We start from the raw sequence: 23,451 nt of genomic DNA, 5'->3' as shown, positions 1-23,451 counted from the left end.
ATTTTTTCTTTTTATTTTAATATTTGTATTAAAAATAAATAATAGGGTTTTGATTGAAAGTGAGATCCATTCCTTTTAAAAAAACCTGCATATTCCATTGGGATATGAATCATTTCGTTATTTTAGAAAAAGCCAATAAAAACAAATTTTTTATATTAGATCCAGAGAAAGGATCTTATCTATTAATGAAATATCAAAACATTTCACTGGAGTCGCAATAGAAATAACGTCAGCATCGGAGTTTCAGTAATCCTATTCCTTTAGGAGTTATATGAACAGATATAAATTACCGCCGGATTAATAACTAAGAGATGTCACATTTGGTAAAGACATTTGGGCAGTAAGTATAATGGGTAAAATGAAATTACAGCTATCAAGTGTTACAAGCGGGATTTTCTAATATGGGTAATATTTGATCATTTATGCGGTTGCCCTAGCGAATTACCCATCCAATAGACCCACTTTGTGGGTTTTTTCATAATCGATCTGAATGATTCCATTATAATTAACTTGCGATATATCAATCCTCACCCAACGCGTTATCCCTCATTGTAAAGTCTATAAATTGCCAGAACAGTGTTTGAAGTCTAATTTTGCTATTAATTTAACTCATTATAGTTAGTAATATTGTATTTATTGTTCGCATTTATTTATATCAGAATAATGGAAGTGAACGGTTATTTTTTTACTATAGATATTTTGTTGCAAAGAAATAAGTTAAATTTACCTACATTTCTGATGCAACAATGTTAATAATTTAACCTTAGTAATTTGATTTATGAAAATCTTTTAATAATTTTAATAAAAACAACAGGTTAATCTGTGATTTAATCTTATTTTTTACTGTCTTATTTGTATTGTTAACATCAATGTGGGGATATAGGGCAATATGTGGGGGGTAAACAGACTTTCTTGTGTATTAATATTGATTTTGAGTTTTTGCTCTATATTATTTTATTCTGATTATTCATTTAACACTATGTGTATATATAAGCTCATTATGTCTCTGAGCTTAGGTTTTTATTTCACTATATATTCTACAATCTTTGTGAATAAATTTCTTGTTAAGGGCGAAATATGTTTAAAAAATTCGAACAATCATCTTTGATATCAATCATAACAAAGGTGTTTTCTCTCATTATTGCATTGAACATAAAGTAAATAATCAATGAAATAGTAACTTAATAGAGTTAGGGTAATCTGACTAATTAGGCCAAATAATGCCATCATTGATGGCTGTCATTATATTTTTACCGTGGTAAGAACGGTGGATTCGCACTGTCCACGGAAAACTCGATTCTCAAAACCGTTGCTGTATCTGTCAGATGCAGTGGTTTTCTATTTAACCTCAACTTAAATTAAGGGATTATTTATGGGAAAATCATCAAACCGTAGTACAGAATATTTCTTTACTGGAAAATACTACGATGATGATGATGGTAATAATATTGTTGCCATCGGCGTAGGAGGAGTTATTTATGCCAAAGGAGGCGATGATCGTATTACCCTCGGATCGATTGGGGCGACGGTCTATGCTGATTCTGGTAATAAGGTTGTCAATGGCGGCGCCGGATATTTAAAAATAGTGGATAAGGAAGGTAATCTGTCAGTACATGGCGCTGCCGGTTATTCAGGTATTGATAAGAGTGGCAATGGTGATATTTCATTTGCTGGCGCGGCGGGAGGGGTTGCTATCGATCACCGGGGAAGCCGCGGTAATCTCAATTTTTCTGGGGCGGCTGCTTATAATGGCCTGAGTCGTAAAGGGCAATCTGGTGAGGTGATTTTTGAAGGTGTCGGTGGTTATAACGAATTATGGCATGAAACCAATCAGGGCAATTTAAGTTTCTTTGGCGCCGGCGCTGGTAATAAAATTGATCGTACCTGGTATGATCACTATGAGAAAAGTCACGGCGATGTGAAATTTGAAGGCGGGGGAGCCGCAAATAGTATTAGTTCACGGGTTGAAAACGGCAATATTAATTTCACAGGTGCCGGGGTGGATAATCACATTATACGTAAAGGTAGAGAAGGCAATATTATTTTGCATGGCGCCGGGGCATCAAATCGTATTGAGCGTTTGCGCCAAAGCCAAGATCAATATGGTCGGACCCACGGTAATATCGAATTTGAAGGGGCAGGGGGTTATAACCGGATTTATTCTGATGTCGCACATGGTGATATTACTTTCGATGGTGCCGGTGCTTACAATGAAATATCAAGAATCGGCGCAGATAGCGGCTCTCGTGATGGCGCTTTGGAATATGCTAAAGCCGAAGAGATTGTGTTAACGACAGCGACAATAGGGGGAAAGTGGCTCCAACAATCCCAACACCAACAGGTGATTGGGATTAAATCAACTGTCGAGCCTAATACTTATCTCTTTGCGCTGGCCGATGAAATGTACACTAAGCTGGTTAAGGTTCAACTTCAAAATGATCCTGAAACCGGTAAGCTCGGTTATTACGCTACTTCTTGGTACAAACAGGGCAATCATCTCAATAATCTTGCTACGGAGAATATCTCTTCAAGTAATGGATTTTTCGATATACGTTCCAATGGTGGTTACCGCCTCTTTAATTTAATCTTTGAGCATCATCAACCCGTTACTATTCAGCATACTGTTGAAGAAGATTTGCAGGAAAACCAGTGGGTGACTTATGCCGGTGGAACCAATGCCAGAGCAGGAGATGTCACGTTGATTGATGCCAAAATGCATGGGCATGCAATCCATTCCGGTGGTTTGATATTGGATGTGTCAGCAGTGAAATCAAACCGTCAACCGAACACTTATATCTATGCCAGGTATGTTGAGTCATATACCAAAGTGGTGATGGTTGAATTGGCGAATAATCCTGAAACCGGTGCGCTGCAATATTATGCCAGTGCTTGGTATAAAGAAGGTGATCATACCGGCAATCTGGCTGCCGAAGATTTTTCCCCTAAAAATGGTTATCGCTCAATGGATGTGGGCGGATACTCCCTAACCCATCTGCAATACAAAGTGAATTCAGTATGTCGTGTTTCTGAGCATTTAGCGCATACCGAAGAGTATAGTCATCAGGAGTTGGTGAAATTATCTACGGATATGGGTGACAGTTCCGGTGACATTAATTTTAAAGGCATGGGGGGCGGCAATGTCATTACCTCCAGTGTCACACGCGGTAATGTTAATTTTGCAGGCGCTGGTGCTGCCAATGTGATTGTGAAGCGTGGGGAACAGGGCAATCTGACATTCCGTGGCGCAGGTCTGGCAAACGTGCTGGTGCATCAAAGCCAGTATGGAGAAATGGATGTTTACGCTGGCGGTGCGGCAAACGTATTGGTCCGAATCGGTGATGGGCGGTATCTGGCTCATCTCCTGGCGATAGGTAATATCTCGATCCACCAAGGTAGTGGCGATAGCCGAGTTATCATGTTTGGTGGGTACAACACTCATAGTCAAATCGGTAATGGCAACGCCAATTGGTTAGGCGCCGGTGGTTTTAATGTGATGACCCAAACAGGTGAGGGGAAGGTCTCCTCGGTACTGGTGGGTGGCGCTAATGTGCTGACTAAGCTTGGCGCCGGTGATTTGGTTGCCGGTATGCTTGGTGGTGCGAATATTATCACCCATCTCCACGATGATGAAATATCAGGTACCACGGCGGTTGCGTTAGGCGGCGCCAATATTTTGACGAAAAAGGGCAGAGGTAGTGCTATTGCGCTGATGGGCGGCGGCGCCAATGTGTTTACGCACATTGGCAATGGGAGTACGACGGGGATGATGTTAGGCGGCGCTAATATTTTGACCAAGGTCGGAAACGGTGACACCACAGGTATCATGCTCGGCATAGGTAATGTACTGACTCATGTCGGTGGCGGTCAGACTCTGGGAGTTATGGGAGCCGCAGGCAATGTTTTTACTAAAGTGGGTGATGGAACTGCGATTGCGGCCATGATTGGCGCGGGCAATATCTTTACCCATGCTGGCAACGGTGATGCATGGGGGTTGATGGGAGGTTTGGGGAATGTTTTTACCAAAGTGGGGGATGGTAAGGCGCTGGCATTGATGATCGCTGCCGGCAATGTGTTTACTCACATTGGTGATGAAATGAGTGCTGCCTTGATGTTGGCTAAAGGCAATATCGCCACCAAAGTGGGTAACGGTATGACGCTGGCGGCAATGATCGGCGAGGCCAATGTGATGACCCATATTGGTAATGGCTCAACTTTTGCGGCGATGATCGGGCAGGGCAATATCCTGACGAAAGCGGGTAATGATTTGACGTTTGGTTTGATGGTTGGTGAAGCCAATATCTATTCGCATCTAGGTAATGGCGCCAGTCTTGGCTTGTTTGCCGGTGAGCTGAATGTAATGACCAAAGTAGGTGATGGTACAACATTGGCGGCAATGTTTGGTCAAGCCAATATCATGACTCATTCCGGTAATGGCTTAACCGGTGTTTTAGCGTTAGGAGAGGCGAATATTGTCACCAAAGTGGGCGATGATTTTATGGGAGTGGTTGCGGCGGCGGAGGCTAACGTCATCACTCATAAGGGATCATCAACCACTGCCGGCGTGCTATTCGGTAAGGGCAATATTCTAACGAAGGTCGGTGACGGGATAACCGTCGGTTTACTTATTTCCGATGTGGGTAACATTATGACCCATGTCGGTGATGGCACGACGGTGGGTTTCGCCAAAGGTAAAGCGAATATCATTACCAAAGTGGGGAACGGTACCGGCGTTAATGCTGTTTGGGGGGAGGCTAATATCCTGACTCAGGTTGGTGATGGCGACCGTTATAACTTTGCCAAAGGCAAAGCGAACATCATTACCAAAGTGGGTAATAAGCAGGAAGTCACGGTTGTTCAAGGGGATGCCAATATCATCACCCATGTGGGGCAAGGTGATGATTATACCGGCGCTTGGGGCAAAGCTAATGTGATTACCAAGGTCGGTGATGGGCGCAATGTCATACTTGCCACAGCTGATGCCAACATTGTGACTCAGGTAGGTAACGGTGACAGCTTGAATGCTTTGTGGAGTAAAGGGAATATTGTCACCAAAGTGGGTGATGGTGTGCAGGTTACTGCGGCAAAAGGCAGAGCGAATATTACTACCACGGTGGGGAATGGTTTAAGTGTTACTGCGACGCATGGCGATTTTAATATTAATACCAAAGTGGGTGATGGTATTTCCGTTAACGCAGCGTGGGGTGAATATAACGTTAATACTAAAGTCGGGCATGGTCTTAATGTTGCGATCATGAAAGGCAAGGGCAATGCCAATATTCATGTTGGTGATGGTCTGGGGATTAACGCCTCTTATGCGCGTAATAATGTGGCGATTAAGGTTGGTAACGGCGATTTCTACACGCTTTCTATTGCGGAAAGCAATACGCAAAGTAATAACCTTTCCTTTCTGTTTAAAACGATTAGACAAACTGTGTTAGGTGTGGAAGGTAGTCAGGCGATTAGCTATTTGATTCACGGTAATGAGGCGAATAGTTCTGGTACGTATAGAGGCCGAGGGGCGATTAATTTAACTGAAGTTTCTGCCATTGATGGTTTCCAGATGAATGCCATTGATGGCGTTGGTTCGGATCTGCGTAATAAATTAAGCGGTACGGTCACTCAGGTGGAGACGCCTGATACTAAGGCTATCCAGCATGCTTTGCATATTGGAGACGAAGTTGATTCGACTCAGAGTGAATCATCATCACAAGCTGATGCTGTTATTAAACATGCAAAACAGGACAGCGCTGCGCAAAATGCGTTAAGTGATAAAGAGAAAGCGGAGGAAAATCGCCGCATTCTGGAACAAGAACGGGATGACCAACTTAAAACAATTTCAAAATCACAACTTCAATTGGAATCAACAAATCAAAATGCGCTGAATACCAATGGACAAGTACAGCGTGATGCAATAAGTGGAGAGTCTAGAATGGTAACGAAAGAGTTGCTCTCCATGACTCAACGTCTGAATGCGCTTAATGGCTATGTCAATTACACAGGTCAATCGGGTGATGAGTGGCGTAACCGGTTTGCTATGGGATATTTGAACCGTACTCAGGAAAAATTAGATGACACTAAATTTATTTCACAGAAAAAATTAGCTGATTTACAGCCGTGCCTTATTAATAACCAACAACAAGTAAAAAAGGCAATTGGCAAATCAGAAGCAGGTTTAGAGCAAAGTTATCAGAATATAAAGAACACAGACGACAATATTGAGGATGCGCGTACAGAAGCGAGATCAAGACAGAAAGAAGCGGATTCACAACGTCTGCGAGTGGCAAAAGCGGAAAGCGATGCCTATGCCGTATATGAAGAAGCGAAACAACGCGGTGAATATGATAGCGCGGTAGCGAAAAATAAAGCCGCTCAGGTACAGGCTGATGCGAAAGGAGCGAAACAGGCTGGTGGTGCAAAACCCGATCGTAGCGGGGCGATCGGCAGTGGCTTGTCTGGAAAAGCTTATACACCAATCGACGTAGCGAAACCGAAAAGTCATATTAATCCTGAATCCAAAACGGAAGCTAATGGCTGGAACAGTGAAGATCTAACACTCACAGCCGCAGATTTGGCGGCATTGAATAGTGCGCGACGGGCGGTTAATCGACTACAGATCAACAGGGGTATTCGTGCTGAACATGTCGGTGCTTCGGTCATTTCGCGGCTTACCGGAACGTCATCCGATAGGGTTGCGGAACCTGCCTCAAATCAACCGAGAAAGTTAACCACAAAAGCACCTGTAATTTCGGGTATCAATTTGCAAGGGTTAGGGCAAGTTGCTGGTGGAGATAGCCTTAAATCCCATTCTTCCATCCTGAGAGAGTTTGAGCCTTTCTTGCTGAGTCAGGGTGACAAACGGTTTATTGATTCGACGAAAAGATATCTTGGTCAGATAAATACCGATCGGCCCAGTAAGGCGCTGGTGGCAGTACGAGAGGCTTTCAACAATACGGTTGAACAACCTGATGAGCGGCATGTGTTGCAGCTTGAGCAAGCGCTTGCTCATTGGCAACAGCATGATCCCAATGAATTTGCCAGGCGTGGCCGATTAGTTAAAAGCCTGCGTTTTGAAATGGGGGAACGAGTTGCCTACCTTCAAGCAAAAAGAGCTGAATCAGCCGGGATTTTAGGGGTTAGCCTAGCGCCTGACCATGTTGCACAGTTTGATCAACAGGTATCGTTTGATGGGTTTGGGCGTATAGTGGGCTTGAAAGATGATATCGCACAGAGTGAAATTAATCATCTCACTGATTTACAAATTAAACCATTGACTCAAATTAACTCTGTTGCGGAACGCGAGGCACCGAGAATTGAAAGTGAAAGCCTGATTGTTTTCGTTAGCCGATTGCAGCAGGAAATGACTCCCGAAGGTATGCCGCTAATTGAACGAGCCAAAAATCTTTGGCTTAGCGGACAAGTGACACAACAGGAAACCATCAAGCTATTTGAAGATGCCGTTACTCAATTGCAGGCGCATCCTGAACTGCATTCTCTGGCTCAACAATTACTGACTGATGCCCGCAAAGAGAAGATGACCGGGCAGTATATTGACAACCTGTTTGGCCGCCATTTTGATTCTGAATTGGCTTATGAACTGGTGAAAACCGCATCGCCGGAGGCCAGAGATGCCGCACAGCGAACGGGCAATTTCTTGGTGCAGGAATTTGAGCAGTGGATAAGCGGTTATTACTCGGATCAGGTTGTACGTGACAAGCATATTGCGGCTAAGATGCGCCTTTTTGCCAGAGCCATCAATCAGGATTTTCGCCCTTGGTTTAGTCGGGTCCCTGAGGTAACGACATTTCTAGACGAGCCAACTTTTGTCCATTTCAAGGCTATGATGACCACGGTGAATAACGGTTTTGATGTGATCAAAGTGCCGTTTCTGTCGGTAAAAATGGCGATTACTTCTGGGATGGGGATGGATCGAACGGCATGGAAGCTTGAAGGGGATCGTTTCTATGAGGATGTTATCATTAAAGCCCGCTCGACCAGTTCTGAACTGACCGCCGGGGCGGATGTTAGATACAGAGTAGAAGTTGCGGGCAAGCTGACCAACGATTATGGCACAGCGTTGCCTTATCAACCTGCGAATGGCAAGCACGATGATTTCCTGTTTGGGCGGAAGGTCGCGGCGGGGCGGATTCTAGTTCCTGGATGGGAGACGGAATTTGAGCGTCATGCGTTAGCTCAAGGCCACTCTGTGGTGACGGGAGCTTCTGGCTCGACTAATATCATGGTTCACCTTAATCACCATATTGCCAGAGAGCAACCTGGCTTTTCCTCTGGGCAGGGTTATCTCAACACGCTGGCGTTTCTGGTATTTGATGGAGGCCATTCTGTCAATGAAAGTTTGGCGGTTTATCAGGCGCTACAGGCAACGGGTGACGAACGTCAACAGGTACTGAACAGCTACACTGCCAATTATCGGGATCTGGTGGATATTGCCGGTGAAGAAGGCAAAGTGTGGGTAAGTCAGGCGCTGGATAACGCTTTTCAGGAAACCGGGGAATTCTATCAGAAACATGTCAGAGTGAAGCCACAAAGTCGTCCAGCGGTGGAAGAGTTAGACGGGTTATCGGGTAAAAATAAGAGGCCAGAACCGACTATCATCGACGATCCTCATCAGGATAAGAAAATGAGCAGACCACTCGGTGACTGGCAAGTAGAGAAGGTGACGCCACAGGCTGATGGCCGTGAAACTCGCTTTGATGGTCAGATTATTATCCAAATGGAGGATGATCCGGTCGTCGCTAAGGCCGCGGCCAATCTGGCGGGTAAACACTCCGATTCTAGCGTAGTGATTCAACTTGACTCTAGGGGCAAATATCGTGTGGTTTATGGCGATCTTGCCCGATTATCCGGGAAGTTACGTTGGCAGATTGTCGGTCATGGTCGCGATACGTCGGAGCAAAATAACATTCGTCTGAGTGGTTACGCGGCTGATGAACTGGCGACCAGATTAACGCGGTTTTATCGGGACGTTAATCTGGGTAAAAGCATAACTTACAAACCTGATCACATCAGTATTGTGGGTTGTTCTTTGATCAGTGATGACAAACGGGATGGCTTTGCTCGTCGCTTTATCACCGTATTGGATAAGCAAGGCATTCGCAGCGATGTTTCCGCTCGCAGTAGTGAAGTGGCGGTTGATGCCGGTGGACGCAAATTTACCCGTGATCAACATAACCAATGGGTTAATAATCTGTCTGATAACAAAGTTGTATTAAGTTGGAATGATAAAAATGCGCTGATCACGCATAGCGAACCGGTTCGTCGTGGTATTGCTGAAAGTGATATCAACCTCTCCAGGGTAGGACACACCGAAGCGGATACCGTTATTAAAGGCGCGATTACCGGCCACAATGAAGTGTTAGTTCAACCTAAGAAACGTGAAAATACGATTCAGGTTGCCCCTGACGATCAATCGAATAATCAGCTCAGTTACTCCGGTAATATCCAGGTGAATGTGGGAGATGGCGAGTTTACCGCCCTCAACTGGGGAACCTCGAACGTCGGTATTAAAGTGGGTAGCGGTGGTTTTAAATCACTGGCCTTCGGTGATAACAATGTGATGGTGCATGTCGGTAATGGCGACAGTAAACACAGCTTCGATGTTGCAGGTTATCAAGCGCTTGAAGGGGCGCAAATGTTTATTGGTAATCGTAATGTCAGTTTTAATCAGGGCCGCAGTAATGATCTGATTGTGATGATGGATAAATCCATTCCAACGCCGCCGTTGGTTAATCCGTTTGATGGTGCCGTGCGTATTGCTCACGTACTGCAAGGGATTGCCGGTTTTAGTGAGGATCACGATTGGTTGGCGGCGCAAGATCAGCAGTGGACCATCGCCGGTGCGAAGAGGTTTGTGGAGGATATGTCCGGTTTGGACCAAACCAGCAGCGTGGACTACAACACATTGACTGATCTGGATTCGCAACATGAGCGCAGCAGCCGTGGTTTGAAGCATGACGCTGAATTGACATTGAACAAGAAGTTTAATCAGTGGCTAGGCGAACATGGCAATGGCACCGGTATGGGCAAAATAAGTCGTATAGCGCAATTCCGTCAGGCCAATCAGAAGCTGGCCTTCAACTTTGCTGTAGGCGGGCGTGGCGCCGATATTCAGGTGACAACCGGTAACTGGAACCTAATGTTCGGTGACCATATCCAGTCGATTCTGGATACTAACTTGGGTTCGCTGTTTGGCCTGATGACGCAGCAATATTCGGCGACGGGCATGGCGAAGACCACCTTTACCTATAATCCAAAGGACTTGCCGCGTCAGCTTAAGAATAAACTGATTGGTCGATTAGCGAGTGTAAATGCGGATACCACCTTAGCGGATATTTTGGGCGTGAACTACACCGCGGAGGGGAAAATTCTTTCCCGCACCGGCGAATCGGTTGATGGTGAGGCGATTCTGCAAGAGATGCTGGAAGTGATTGGGGAATTTAGTGGTGATCAATTGCAAGCTTTCACCAATCCAGAAAAGTTACTTGATAATCTGGAGGCGGGCATTGATATGGGCGAGGATGGCGTCAGGTCATTTGCGGAGAGTCATGGCCTGAAAGAGAAAGCGCCCGATGAGCGTCAGGAATCAGGATCTGCGGTGAGTATTAATGGAGAAAATGCTCAGACCAATAATAAATCCAAGCCTGCATTTGGTTTTAATTCACTTAACTTACCTAATCTGTTTGCCACGATGTTTAGCGAAGAGAAGCAGCGAGAGATGAAATCGTTAGTGGTTAACCTGAAAAAAAAACCTGACGACCGATCTGCTTAATATGGAAGAAAAAACGTTTGATTTCCTGCGTAACAGCGGGCATTTGCATGGTGATGGCGATATCCATGTATCGTTGGGAAACTATAACTTCAACTGGGGAGGCGATGGTAAAGATCTCGGTGCCTATCTGGGAGATAACAACAACTTCTGGGGTGGCCGTGGCGATGATGTTTATTACTCGCTAGGGACTTCCAATATCTTTACCGGCGGTGAAGGCAATGATCTTGGCATCCTGATGGGACGTGAAAACTGGATGTTTGGCGGTAAGGGGGATGATACCGCAGTAGTGGCCGGGCGTATTAACCATCTATTTATGGGGGAAGGCAATGACCAGATATTTGTCTTTGGTGAAGGCGGTTTTATTGATGCCGGTAACGGACAAGATTACGTTGTCACCTCCGGCAACTATAACCGGGTGGATAGTGGGGAAGGTCAGGATTATGCGGTAATCATCGGCAATAATAATCAGGCCGAACTGGGTGGAGGAGACGATTTTGCCAGAGTATTTGGCAATGACAACCGGATCGATGGTTATTCCGGCAATGATGCGATTAAGCTGATGGGCTACCATGCGGTGATCAATGGTGGCGAAGGCGATGATCACTTGATAGCCGCGGCTATTTCGAAGTTCAGCCAATTTGACGGCGGTGAAGGTCAGGATCTGCTGGTATTAGGCGGGTATCAGAACCATTTCCGGGGCGGCGCAGGTGTGGATAGCTTTGTGGTCGGCGCAGAGGTGATTGATAACCGAGTGAGCGATATTAACGCAGAAGATATGATCCTGTTTGACGGTGTTGACTGGCAAAATCTGTGGTTCCAGCGTAGCGGGTATGATCTGGTGCTGTCAGTGAATCACCATACTCAGGACAATACCGCTCAGGGGAGATTTGAATCGGTAGGTTCAGTCACCTTTAATGATTACTTTAATGGCAATCGCGCCAAATTGGTGACTCGGATGAGTGATAAGAACGTGTCAGGGGAGCGTGAATTTACCGCACTGTCAGATAATGCGGTGGATTCTTTGATTCAGGCCATGAGTGGTTTTTCCCCGACTGTGGGTGATAATGGTTTTATTGAGAGTCTGGACAGTCAGGCGAAAACGGCTATCACAACGGCGTGGACCGATGTGACGATTGGTAAAGGGAAATTTGCTTAATTAACTCTTTATTAGCTCTTTCTATAAGTCAGTAAAAACGTTGTTATAGAAATAAAAATGGCTCACAGAAAGGTGGGCCATTTTTTGTTTTATATTTTGATTAAGTTTTTCTATTTTGTTTAAAAACAGGGTTATTATTATCGAATTGATTGTAATAATTTATTATTTTTTTCATAGTGATTCTGTAATAGATAAGTTAAATATCTGTGGTGTTTTTATGTTTTAAATATTAATAAATTACTCTATAAATATTTTATTTTTCAAATCTGAATAAAAATTGTCTATGATTAATTTAATGCTATTTTATTAACTGAGTTAGCACTAATAGTCATGATGGTGAGTATTAGGAAGTGTCAGGGGGGATAAAAAGACTTTTTGTGTGTGGATATTGCTTTTGCATTTCTACTCTATATTATCTCGCAAAATTTATTCAGCTCATTAATCACAAATTTACTCAAAGAACTCGTAGATACATAAACTCAGGATTCATCTGAGTTTAATTTTTTATTTATTTCGAATTACTTTATTAATAAGTTTTTATTAGGTAAAAAATGGCTGGAGAATTTATGTAAAATATCTTTTATATCAATAAACACCAGTGTGTTTTTTCTTTATTTCGCTGAACTGCAATGAAAATAATCTAAAGGATTTCTTATGGGTAAATCATCAAATCGTGGTACGCAATACTTTTTCACTGGGAAGTATCTTGCTGATGACGATAATAATAATATTAATGCTATTGGATTTGGTGGTCATATTTATGCGCATGGCGGGGATGATCATATCACCCTCGGTTCAATTGCGGCGAAGGTGTATACCGATGTTGGGCATGATACGGTGGTCGGTGGTGCTGCCTATCTAGAAATAGAGGATTCTAAGGGTGATCTGTCTGTCAAAGGTGGTACCGGTTATGCACATATTAATAAGCATGGTGATGGTAGCATTGCATTTTCTGGCGCTGCCGGGAGTATTGCTGTAGAGCACTCAGGTAACTATGGTAACTTGAATTTTTCTGGTGCGGCGGCTTATAACAGTTTGAACCGTAAAGGCTTGATGGGTGATGTTGATTTTACCGGTGTGGGGGGGTACAACAAATTATGGCATGAAACCAATCAGGGTAATTTGTATTTTGCCGGAGCTGGTGCGAATAATAAAATCGACCGTACCTGGTTGAAACGTTATCAGGGTTCTCAAGGTAATGTAACGTTTAATGGCGCAGGGGCGGCAAATCGTGTCAGTTCGTGGGTGGAGCGTGGTGATATTACGTTTACCGGTATAGGTGCTAATAATCACATCATACGTAAGGGTAAAGGAGGGAATATTATCTTACATGGCGCAGGTGCATCAAACCGAATTGAACGTTTGCGTCAACGTCAGGATCAATACCCGCAAACCCGTGGCGATATTATTTTCTCGGGCGTTGGTGGTTACAATAAGATTTATTCTGATGTTGCTCATGGCAATATCAATTTTTCTGGTGTGGGTGCTTACAATGAAATCACCAGATCAAGTACCCATGATATTTATCATGGTGAAGCAATTGGTGGGGTATTGGAATATGCCAAGGCCGAAGAGGTTGTATTAACAACCGCGATGATGGGAGGAAGTTTTCTTCGGGAACCTCAGCAAGTGATGGGTATTAAATCCACAACAGAGTTAAATACTTATCTCTTTGCATATACCGATAATCGGTATACTCATATTAGCAAAATTCAACTTCTAAATGATCCTGTCACCGGTAAGCTCAATTATTACCCTACGTCTTGGTATAAAATAGGTAATCATCTTAAGGATCTCGCGTCGCAAAATATCTATTCATCTAATGGGTTTATCGATATAAATGTTAATAATGCTTATCGTCTTTTCAATTTAGTGGTTGAATATCAGAAACTCATCACTGTTCATAGCGTAGAAGAAAACTTACTGGAGAATGAGTGGGTAACTTATATTGTTGGGGCGGACGTTAAGGCAGAAGATATTACTCTCTCTGATGCGAAAATGGGGGGGCATTTTGTCTTTTCTAATCGCCAGAAAGTGGATGTTTCCGCAGTGAAGTGGAACCGTCAACCGAATACTTATGTGTATGCCAAATATATAGAATCGTATACCAAAGTGGTGCAGGTTGAATTAGCAAATGATTCTGAAACAGATTCACTGAAATATCTGACCAGAGCGTGGTACAAAGCGGGTGATCATACCGGTGATTTGCCTAATGAAGATTTTTCTTTGGCAAATGGTTACCGCCCCATAGAAGCTGGTGGTTGTACTCTCAGCCAACTCCAATATCAGTTCGATACGATATACAGTACCTCTGAACAATTAGAACATACGGAAGAATTTGATAAACAGAATATCGGTGAGAGTTCGGGGGACGTTAATTTTAACGGTGCGGGTGGTGGAAACGTTATTCAATCCAGTGTTACGCGCGGCAATATCAATTTTGTCGGCGCAGGGGCTGCTAACGTCATTGTAAGAGGTGGAGAAGAGGGAGAGCTGTCATTTCATGGGGGAGGTTTAGCAAACGTTATTGTTCACCAAAGTCGGCGTGGAAGCATGAATGTTAACGCTGGCGGCGCGGCTAACCTACTCGTGCGGATCGGTAATGGTCGATATCTGGCCCATCTTCTGGCGGTTGGCAATATTTCGATCCACAAAGGTAATGGCGAAAGCCGGGTTACTATGTTGGGTGGCTACAACACCCATACCCAAATAGGTAATGGCAGAGCGAACTGGTCCGCAACGGGTGGTTTTAATGTCATGACCCAGGCAGGTCACGGGGATGTGTATTCCGTACTTTTCGGCGGCGCTAATGTATTGACTAAGCTTGGTGCTGGTGATCTGGTATCCAGTATGTTCGGTGGCGCGAATATTATCACCCACATTAGCGATGAGACTAGAACGTCAGATACCACGGTTATTGCGTTGGGCGGCGCCAATGTTCTGACCAAGAAAGGGGCGGGTAATGCACTAACGCTGATGGGGGGAGGCGCCAACGTATTGACGCACATTGGTGACGGCAACACAACAGGGGTGATGCTAGGCGGCGCTAATATCCTGACCAAAGTCGGCAACGGTGATCTGGTTGGCATCATGTTTGGTATAGGTAACTTGCTTACCCATGTTGGTGACGGTCAAACATTGGGGGTGATGGGGGCTGCCGGCAACATTTTTACTAAGGTCGGCGGTGGGGACGCGCTTGCTGTCATGATGGGGAAAGGCAATCTTTTTACTCATGTTGGCAACGATGATGTTTGGGGACTGATGGGCGGGATGGCTAATGTCTTTACTAAAGTGGGAGATGGTAATGCGTTAGCTCTGATGGTTGCCTCCGGTAATGCGTTTACCCACATTGGTGACGGGAGAAGTGTCGCCTTGATGCTGGCGAAAGGCAATATCGCGACTAAAGTGGGTAACGGCATAACCTTGGCCGCGATGATAGGTGATGCGAATGTGATGACTCACATCGGTGATGGCAATACCTTTGCCACCCTGATCGGCAGTGCCAATGTGTTGACCAAGGTCGGTAATGATCTGACAACCGTCTTGATGATGGGTAAAGCTAATATCTATTCCCATGTGGGTAATGGCCCCAGTATTGGTTTGTTTTCCGGTGAACTGAACGCGATGACTAAAGTCGGTGATGGTACAACGTTGGCTGTCATGTCAGGTAAAGCCAATATCATGACTCATTTCGGTAATGGTTTAACCGGTGCGTTAGCGTTGGGGGAAAAGAATATTGTCACCAAAATCGGTGATGATTTTATGGGGGTTATTGTTGCAAAGAAAGCTAACGTTATCACTCATGTGGGCAACGGGATAACCGCTGGCGTACTGCTTGGCGAAGGCAATATTCTGACTAAAGTAGGGGAAGGGACGACTGTTGGCTTACTGGTATCGGATGTGGGGAATGTGATGACCCATGTTGGTGATGGTACAACCGTGGGATTCGCTAAAGGCAAAGCCAATATCATGACTAAAATGGGGAACGGCACCGGTATTAACGCGGTTTGGGGGGAGGACAATGTTCTAACCCAAGTGGGTGATGGTGATCGTTATAACTTCGCGAAAGGTAAAGTGAACATCGTGACCAAAGTGGGGGATGGACAAGAAGTGACGGTTGTCCAGGGGGAAGCCAATATTATCACTCATGTTGGTCACGGTAATGATTACACCGGCGCCTGGGGGGCAGCGAATGTCATCACTAAAGTAGGTGCCGGGCGTAATGTTCTCCTTGCCAAAGGTGAGGCCAACATTGCGATTCAGGTGGGTAACGGTGACAGTTTTAATGCCCTGTGGAGTGACAGAAATATTGTCACCAAAGTGGGTGATGGCATTCAGGTTACTGTGGCAAAAGGCAAAGCAAATATCACGACCACGGTGGGCAAGGGGTTAAGTGTCACAGCGGCTCATGGCGACCTTAACATCAGTACGAAAGTGGGTGAGGGGATTTCGGTTAATCTGGCGTGGGGCAACGGTAATATCGAGACTAAAGTTGGGGATGGTCTCAATGTTGCAGTCATGAAAGGCGAAAGCAATGCCAATATTCATCTTGGGGATGGTTTGATCGTCAGTGCCGCTTACGCCCGTAATAATGTGGCGATTAAAGTGGGTAATGGGGATTTTTACAGCTTGGCGGTCAGTAACCTTGAGACTGATAAACTTTCCCTCTTTTTTGACAATATCAAACAGACTGCATTAGGTGTGGGGGGCAGTCAGGCAATTAGCTATTTGGTTCGCGGTGATGAAGCGAATACCTCCGGCATACTTAAAAGTCGTAGTGCAATTAATGTAGCGGAAATTTCTGCCATTAATGGTTTTGACATGGAGCAGGTCGAACAAATAGGTTCAGACTTAAATCACCAGCTTAGTGGTTCAGTGTCAGATATCGCGATGCCTGATATTGACTCGGTTGAAGGCACGTTGAATAGGAGAATCAAATCGGTATCAAGCCGGGATGGAGATCTGATCATCAACGGTGATTTTGAACAAGGTGATCAAGGCTGGCAATCAACTAAGGGGATTGAGGCTTACAGTCCAGCGAGCGCTTATGGTTTTGATAATGCCGGACATGGCGATCGGATCACTGAACTTGACGCTGAAGTTAACACCACCCTCTATCAAGATCTACAAAACCTGTATCAGGGAGAAGTGGTTGTATTGAGCTTCGATTTTACCGCGCGCCCAAAAATTTCCGCGGATAATGGTATGGACGTTTTCTGGAACGGTGAACGGGTATTCTCCGCGTCTGGTGAGCGAGCGGCATGGCAAAACAAGACGTTGAGGCTAATGGCAAAAGAGGGGAGTAACCGAATCGAATTTAAAGGTATCGGCCAGAATGATGGGGTAGGTTACCTTCTGGATAACGTTATTGTGAAATCCGAAGAATCATTGATTATCAATGGTGATTTTGAACAAGATGATCAAGGTTGGCAATCAACTCATGATATTGAGGCATATCAATCGGCAAGTGCCTATGGTTTTGATGATGTAGAACATGGAACACGGGTCAGTGAACTTGATGTTGAAACTAACACCACGATTTATCAGGACCTGCAAAATTTATACGCAGGGGAAGTGATTTTACTGAGTTTTGATTTTGCCAATCGCCATAATGCCCTTTTCGCCGACAATGGCATGGAGGTTTTCTGGAATAGTGAACGGGTATTCTCAACCTCTGGAGATGTCACGGAATGGCAAAACGAAACGCTGCAATTAACAGCGAAAGCGGGCAGTAATCGAATTGAGTTTAAAGGGACAGGCTTGAATGATGGTATAGGCTATCTGCTGGATAATGTTGTGGCGAAATCTGGGGGGATATTACCAACCGAGGCCATTCCTGAATATGTAAAACAAGATAAAGCGGCGCAAAATGCGTTAAACGATAAAGCAAAAGCGGAAAAAAATCGCCTGCTGCTGGAACAGGAAAAAGATAAACAGCTGGCAGTCGTGACCAAATTACAATCCCAATTGGAATCAACAGATCAGAATGCGCTGAATACTCAGGGGCAGGAGCAGAGTCGTGCGGTAAAAGAGGAGGCGCAGTCGGTAACGGATGAACTGATTGCTATGACTCAAGGTTTGGATCAGCTTGATAGTGATGTAAACCATTATCCGCCATCAGGTGAACAGTGGCGTAATCGTTTTTCCGGTGGGTTGCTAAACCGCGTTCAGGATAAATTAAATGCAGTAAATTCTGCTACTCAACGGCAGTTTGGTGATGTACAGAAAATCATCGTCGCTAACCAACAAGAAGTCGAAAAAGCGGTTGCCAAGTCAGAAGCCGGAGCGGCAAAAAGTGGACAGCATCGTGTCGCTGTAAGTCAAGATGTGATGGATGCGCAAACAGATACAGCGCGGAGAAAAGAAGAGGCGCTTTCGCAGCAACAGTTGGCCGAAAAAGTGAAAAATAACGCTAATACTGTTTATCAGCGTGCTGAGAGTCGTGGCAAACGTGACATTGTTGAGGCTGAAAATAAAGTCACTCAGGTGCAAGCTGATGCTAAAGGCGCGAAGCAGAGTGATCATGCTAAGCCAGAACGTCAGGGGGCAGAGGGCAGTGGTTTGTCAGGAGAGGCTTATAAGCCAAAGCGTAATATAGAAATCGGCAGCCAGATTAATCCCGAAGCGGTTGTCTATGCGGATGGCCGGTTTAGTCAAGGGTTAGGGAAGGGAGAGACAGCAAGGGCTGAATCGTATTGAACAAGCGGTTAACTATTTACAGGATAAGATCGGATTACAGGATAAGATCGAGCTACAGGACAATATCGGGCGCCAATATTCGGTGAAGGCTCCCGATGTCACGACGACGGGCCACTCTTCCGGGCAAAATCATGATGTTGTCAAAGGCGATATACTGCAAAAAATTGATAACAAGATCTTTGATTTAAAAGCACATGGAAAAGAGTTGGAAGCTTATTCATTTCATTTTAGCCAGGATAGCCATTTTCTGGAAAAACTGCGGGGAATTATTCCAGAAATTGGCAGTGTACTCCTGACTCATGGCGATAAGGTTGAGTCAAAAGAGTTCCTTAAGGGATTGTGTTTCGCTTTGTCGGCCCGCTATTTGATTGAAGAGCGGGTACAGGGTTTAGGGGGCGGCAAAGCTTATATGATGTGGTTGAAAGATGCGGTTAAAGCTTACAACGATAAATCAGTTAATAAGAAAACCGATATCAATGCGATTGAAACGGCTTTGCTCAACCAATATCGTCGGCAAAATATTGGCCCGGCGATTGAAGATCTATTATCAATGCAGTACAGCCAGTCGATGGATAGCTCTACCGTTGCTGCGCGTCGAAAAGCCAATGCCGCTTATGGTGGTAAGTTAAAAGCTAATGGATTGACAGGACCGAACATCAATAACGCGTTGAATTATGAGGCTGAAGGCTATGAAGCGGTCATGGATAAGCTGCGTAATGTAAGAAAGTCGACTTATATGACATTTATGTCTGAAGAACATGCCATGTCCGTTGTGGTACACAAAGAGCGTGCTCAGACAGTTTGGTCGTTCTATGATCCTAACTTCGGCGCTAAATCGTTCGCTAATTATGATGATTTCCGCCGTTTTATGGATGATTTCCATAAAGGATACCTGACGCATTATCACTTTCAGACGAGCGAGCGGCTGGATCAGAGCTTCTATGTTCAATTCAATCGGTTTGAAGAAGGTCCCATGACCAAATATGACGGTATCTGGCAAAAGGCGCGTGATGGTGAACAGAGCTATGTACTACGTGCATTAAAAGAACAAGGTAAAGCTTTTACTTTGAGTTCAGGGGTTACTGGGCGTGTGGTTGATTACCGTGAAGGTCATGTAACGTTAGAAGTGACAACTAAACAAGGCAAGAAAGTGTTGGTTGAAGTTGAAGGTAACAACTTTAAGCAAGTAGCCAGCTTTGTACAGTTGAATATCAGTAGGGTATTAACTTATTCGGCGGTAAGTAAATTGACATTTAAAACGCCGGTTGATAAGGAAGCGTTGCTTCCTGCATTAGAAAGATTGTCATCAAATGACGTTATTAAAAACAAAAATGTCGATTCTTGGGAACGCGTGACTGTCACACCTCAAACTGATGGCCGCGAAACGCGTTTTAATGGTCAGATTATTATTCAGATGGAAAATGATCCGGTCGTTGCCAAAGCTGCGGCTAATCTTGCGGGTAAACACCCAGATTCCAGTGTGATTGTTCAGCTTGATGCTGATGGCAAATATCGCGTTGTCTATGGAGATCCTGCTCAATTATCGGGCAATTTACGTTGGCAGATTGTGGGCCACGGCCGTGATGAATCAGAACAGAATAACAGTCGTTTGAGTGGTTACTGTGCCGATGAGCTGGCAGTAAAACTAAAACAGTTTAGCCAGCATTTTGGTCAGACGAGTAAACCGAGTCACATCAGTATAGTCGGTTGTGCGTTGATAAGTGATGATAAGCGAGATGGCTTTGCCCGCCGTTTTATCACGGCATTAGATAAGCAGGGTATCCGTAGTGATGTTTCCGCTCGTCGTAGTGAAGTTGCAGTTGATGCAACCGGCCATAAATTTACACGTGACAAAAATAACCAATGGGTGAATAACCTGCCTGATAACAAAATCATATTCAGGTGGGATGAACAGGGTGAATTGAAAATCAGTACAGAAAGAGTTTTGCACGGTATTGCTGAAAGTGAAATCAACCTCTCTCACGTGGGGGTAGCTAACTTAGATGAATCAATCAAAGGGGCGATTGCGAATAATTCGCATATTTTTACTACACCGGAGAAGCACCGGGCCAGGATTAATACTCATTCAGGTAGTACATCGAATACTCATCACTGGGAATATTCCGGCAATATTCAAGTTAAAGTGGGAGAGGGGGAATTTACCGCGATCAACTGGGGAACTTCGAACGTGGGCATCAAAGTGGGTGTTGGTGGTTTTAAATCACTGGCCTTTGGTGACAATAACCTGATGGTGCATCTCGGTGATGGTGATAGTAAACACAGTTTTAATCTCGGTGGCTATCAGGCGCTTGAAGGGGCGCAAATGTTTATCGGTAATCGTAATGTGAGTTTCAATATGGGTCGCAGTAACGATCTGATTGTGATGATGGATAAATCCATTCCGGTACCGCCACTGGTTAATCCGTTTGATGGTGCTGCCCGTATTGCTGGTGTACTGCAAGGTATTGCGCGTTTTGATGAAGGACAAATGTGGTTAGTCTCTAGAGATGAACAGTGGACATTAGCTGGCGCGAAGAAATTTATCCAGGATATGTCTGGTTTAGATCAAACTAGCAGCGTGGATTATCACACCCTGATAGATCTAGATTCTCGCAATGAACGTAGCAGCCGAGCACTGAAAGACGATATCGAATTAACACTGAATAAGAGATATAACGAGTGGTTAAGTAGCAATGGTAGCCATGCTGACATCGGCAATATGAGTCGAGCAGAACGATTCCGTTTGGCTAATGAAAAACTGGCGTTCAACTTTGCGGTGGGTGGTCAGGGCTCGGATATTCAGGTGACAACAGGTAGCTGGAACTTGATGTTTGGCGACAATATCCAGTCAATTCTGGATACCAACTTGGGTTCATTGTTTGGTCTGATGACGCAGCAGGTTACGGCAACAGGTTTGACGAAGACGACTTTCACCTATAATCCGCACGACTTACCACGTCAGCTTAAGAACAGACTGCTTGGTCGGTTGTCGGGGGTTGGCGCGGAGACAACCTTTGCCGATATCTTTGGCGTAGATTACACCGAGGGGGGGCGTATTGTCTCTCGCACGGGTGAACCGGTTGATGGTGCCGCTATTCTGCAAGAGATGATTAATATCATTGGGGAATTTAGTGGTGAACAACTGAAAGCCTTTGCTGACCCGGATAAATGGCTTGATGATTTGCGAGCTGGCATCAGTATGGGGGCGGAGGGTGTGAAATCGTTTGTGGAAAGTCACGGCTTAAAAAAGAGAGAAGTTGAGGAAAAAAGCCAGGTTTCGACAGGTAATCACAATATTGAAAAGGCACAAATCAACTTATCAACAACAGATAATCGCACCCCGGAACGGGCATTTGGTTTTAATGCGTTGAACGTGCCTAACCTGTTTGCGACGATATTCAGTAAAGATAAGCAAACGGAAATGACATCATTAGTCGCCCATCTGAAAGAGAATCTAACGGCCGATTTGCTGAATATGGAAGAGAAAACGTTGGATTTTCTGCGTCACAGTGGTCATTTGCAAGGAGATGGCGATATTCACGTGTCGTTGGGCAACAGTAACTTTAACTGGGGCGGTGACGGTAAAGATCTTGGTGCTTATCTGGGAGATAACAATAATTTTTGGGGTGGTCGTGGTGATGACGTTTTCTATGCAATGGGGGTATCTAATATCTATACCGCAGGTGAAGGTAGCGATCTCGGTGTCCTGATGGGGCGAGAAAATATGATGTTTGGTGGTATGGGTAATGATACTGCGGTGATGGCCGGGCGCATTAACCATTTATTTATGGGGGAGGGCAATGACCAAGCGTTCGTCTTTGGTGAAGCCGGTTTTATTGATGTAGGCAGCGGGCAGGATTACGTAATAACCTCCGGCAATGATAATCGGGTGGATGTTGGGGAAGATCAGGACTATGCGGTAATCATCGGCAACAACAACCAGATTAACCTAGGTAAAGGCGATGATTCGGCCAGAGTGTTTGGCAACAACAACTGGATTGATGGTAACGTTGGTGACGATGTAATTAAGCTGATGGGCTATCACGCGGTGCTTGATGGTGGAGAAGGTGATGATCGCCTGATAGCCACGGCTATTTCGAAATTTAGTCAGTTTGATGGCGGTGAAGGGCAGGATTTACTGGTGTTAGGCGGGTATCGGAATCGCTTCCGGGGAGGTACCGGCGTGGATAGCTTTGTGGTCAGCGGGGAGGTGATTGATACATTGGTTAATGATATCAGCGCAGAAGATGTGATCCTGTTTAATGGTGATATTGACTGGCAAAACTTGTGGTTCCAGCGCAGTGGGTATGATTTGGTGCTGTCAGTGGATCGTCAAACTCAGGACACTACCGCTCAGGGGATCTTTGAATCGGTAGGTTCGGTCACTTTTAATGATTACTTTAATGGCAATCGTGCCAAATTGGTGATACGGATGGGCAATGAGGATGCGTCAGGTGAGCGTGAATTTACGGCGCTATCAGAGAATGCGGTGGACTCCTTGATTCAGGCCATGAGTAGTTTTTCCCCGACAGTGGGTGATAATGGTTTTATTGAAAGCCTGGAGAGTCAAACGAAAGCGGCTATAACAATGGCGTGGGTAGATACCACAATGGGTAAGGGGAAGTTTGCCTGATTAATTAAGCAGTCATATAGCGTTGTTATAGAAATAAAAATGGCTCACAGAAAGATGGGCCATTTTTTTGAATTTTTATTTAGAGATTATTTCTGAGTTTTATTTGTTAATGCTTTTATTAATTCTTCATCATTATTTTAATATTAAATTTAGGGTTTTGTTATTAAATGGAATAGA

4 protein-coding genes and 1 pseudogene are annotated in these 23,451 nt (G+C 44.7%); all 5 read left to right on the top strand.

Annotated elements, in window-relative coordinates; translation table 11 throughout:
* Positions 1 to 59: 59 nt before the first annotated feature.
* Entirely contained in the window at positions 60 to 221 is a 162-nt protein-coding gene (locus C6H66_RS27555) for a cysteine peptidase family C39 domain-containing protein (RefSeq protein ID WP_422615609.1), read from the top strand.
* Between the two features lie 1,151 nt (positions 222 to 1,372).
* Positions 1,373 to 10,786 (top strand): MARTX multifunctional-autoprocessing repeats-in-toxin holotoxin RtxA, encoded by a 9,414-nt coding sequence (rtxA, locus tag C6H66_RS01555; protein WP_422615606.1) that lies wholly within the window; start codon positions 1,373 to 1,375, stop codon positions 10,784 to 10,786.
* Position 10,787: 1 nt separating this feature from the next.
* Complete coding sequence (locus C6H66_RS27550) at positions 10,788 to 11,942, top strand: calcium-binding protein (RefSeq protein WP_422615605.1); 1,155 nt, start codon at positions 10,788 to 10,790, stop codon at positions 11,940 to 11,942.
* A 654-nt stretch (positions 11,943 to 12,596) separates the two neighbouring features.
* Positions 12,597 to 18,641 (top strand): MARTX multifunctional-autoprocessing repeats-in-toxin holotoxin RtxA, encoded by a 6,045-nt coding sequence (rtxA, locus tag C6H66_RS01550; protein ID WP_105394618.1) that lies wholly within the window; start codon positions 12,597 to 12,599, stop codon positions 18,639 to 18,641.
* A 124-nt stretch (positions 18,642 to 18,765) separates the two neighbouring features.
* Positions 18,766 to 23,274: pseudogene (locus tag C6H66_RS01545) on the top strand (C80 family cysteine peptidase); the annotation flags it as partial.
* Positions 23,275 to 23,451: the final 177 nt, after the last annotated feature.

This window comes from Photorhabdus hindustanensis (genome assembly GCF_002968995.1).
GTDB lineage: Bacteria > Pseudomonadota > Gammaproteobacteria > Enterobacterales > Enterobacteriaceae > Photorhabdus > Photorhabdus akhurstii.
The sequence above is the reverse complement of the archived record's forward strand: the minus strand, read 5'-3'. Positions and strand labels throughout refer to the sequence as shown.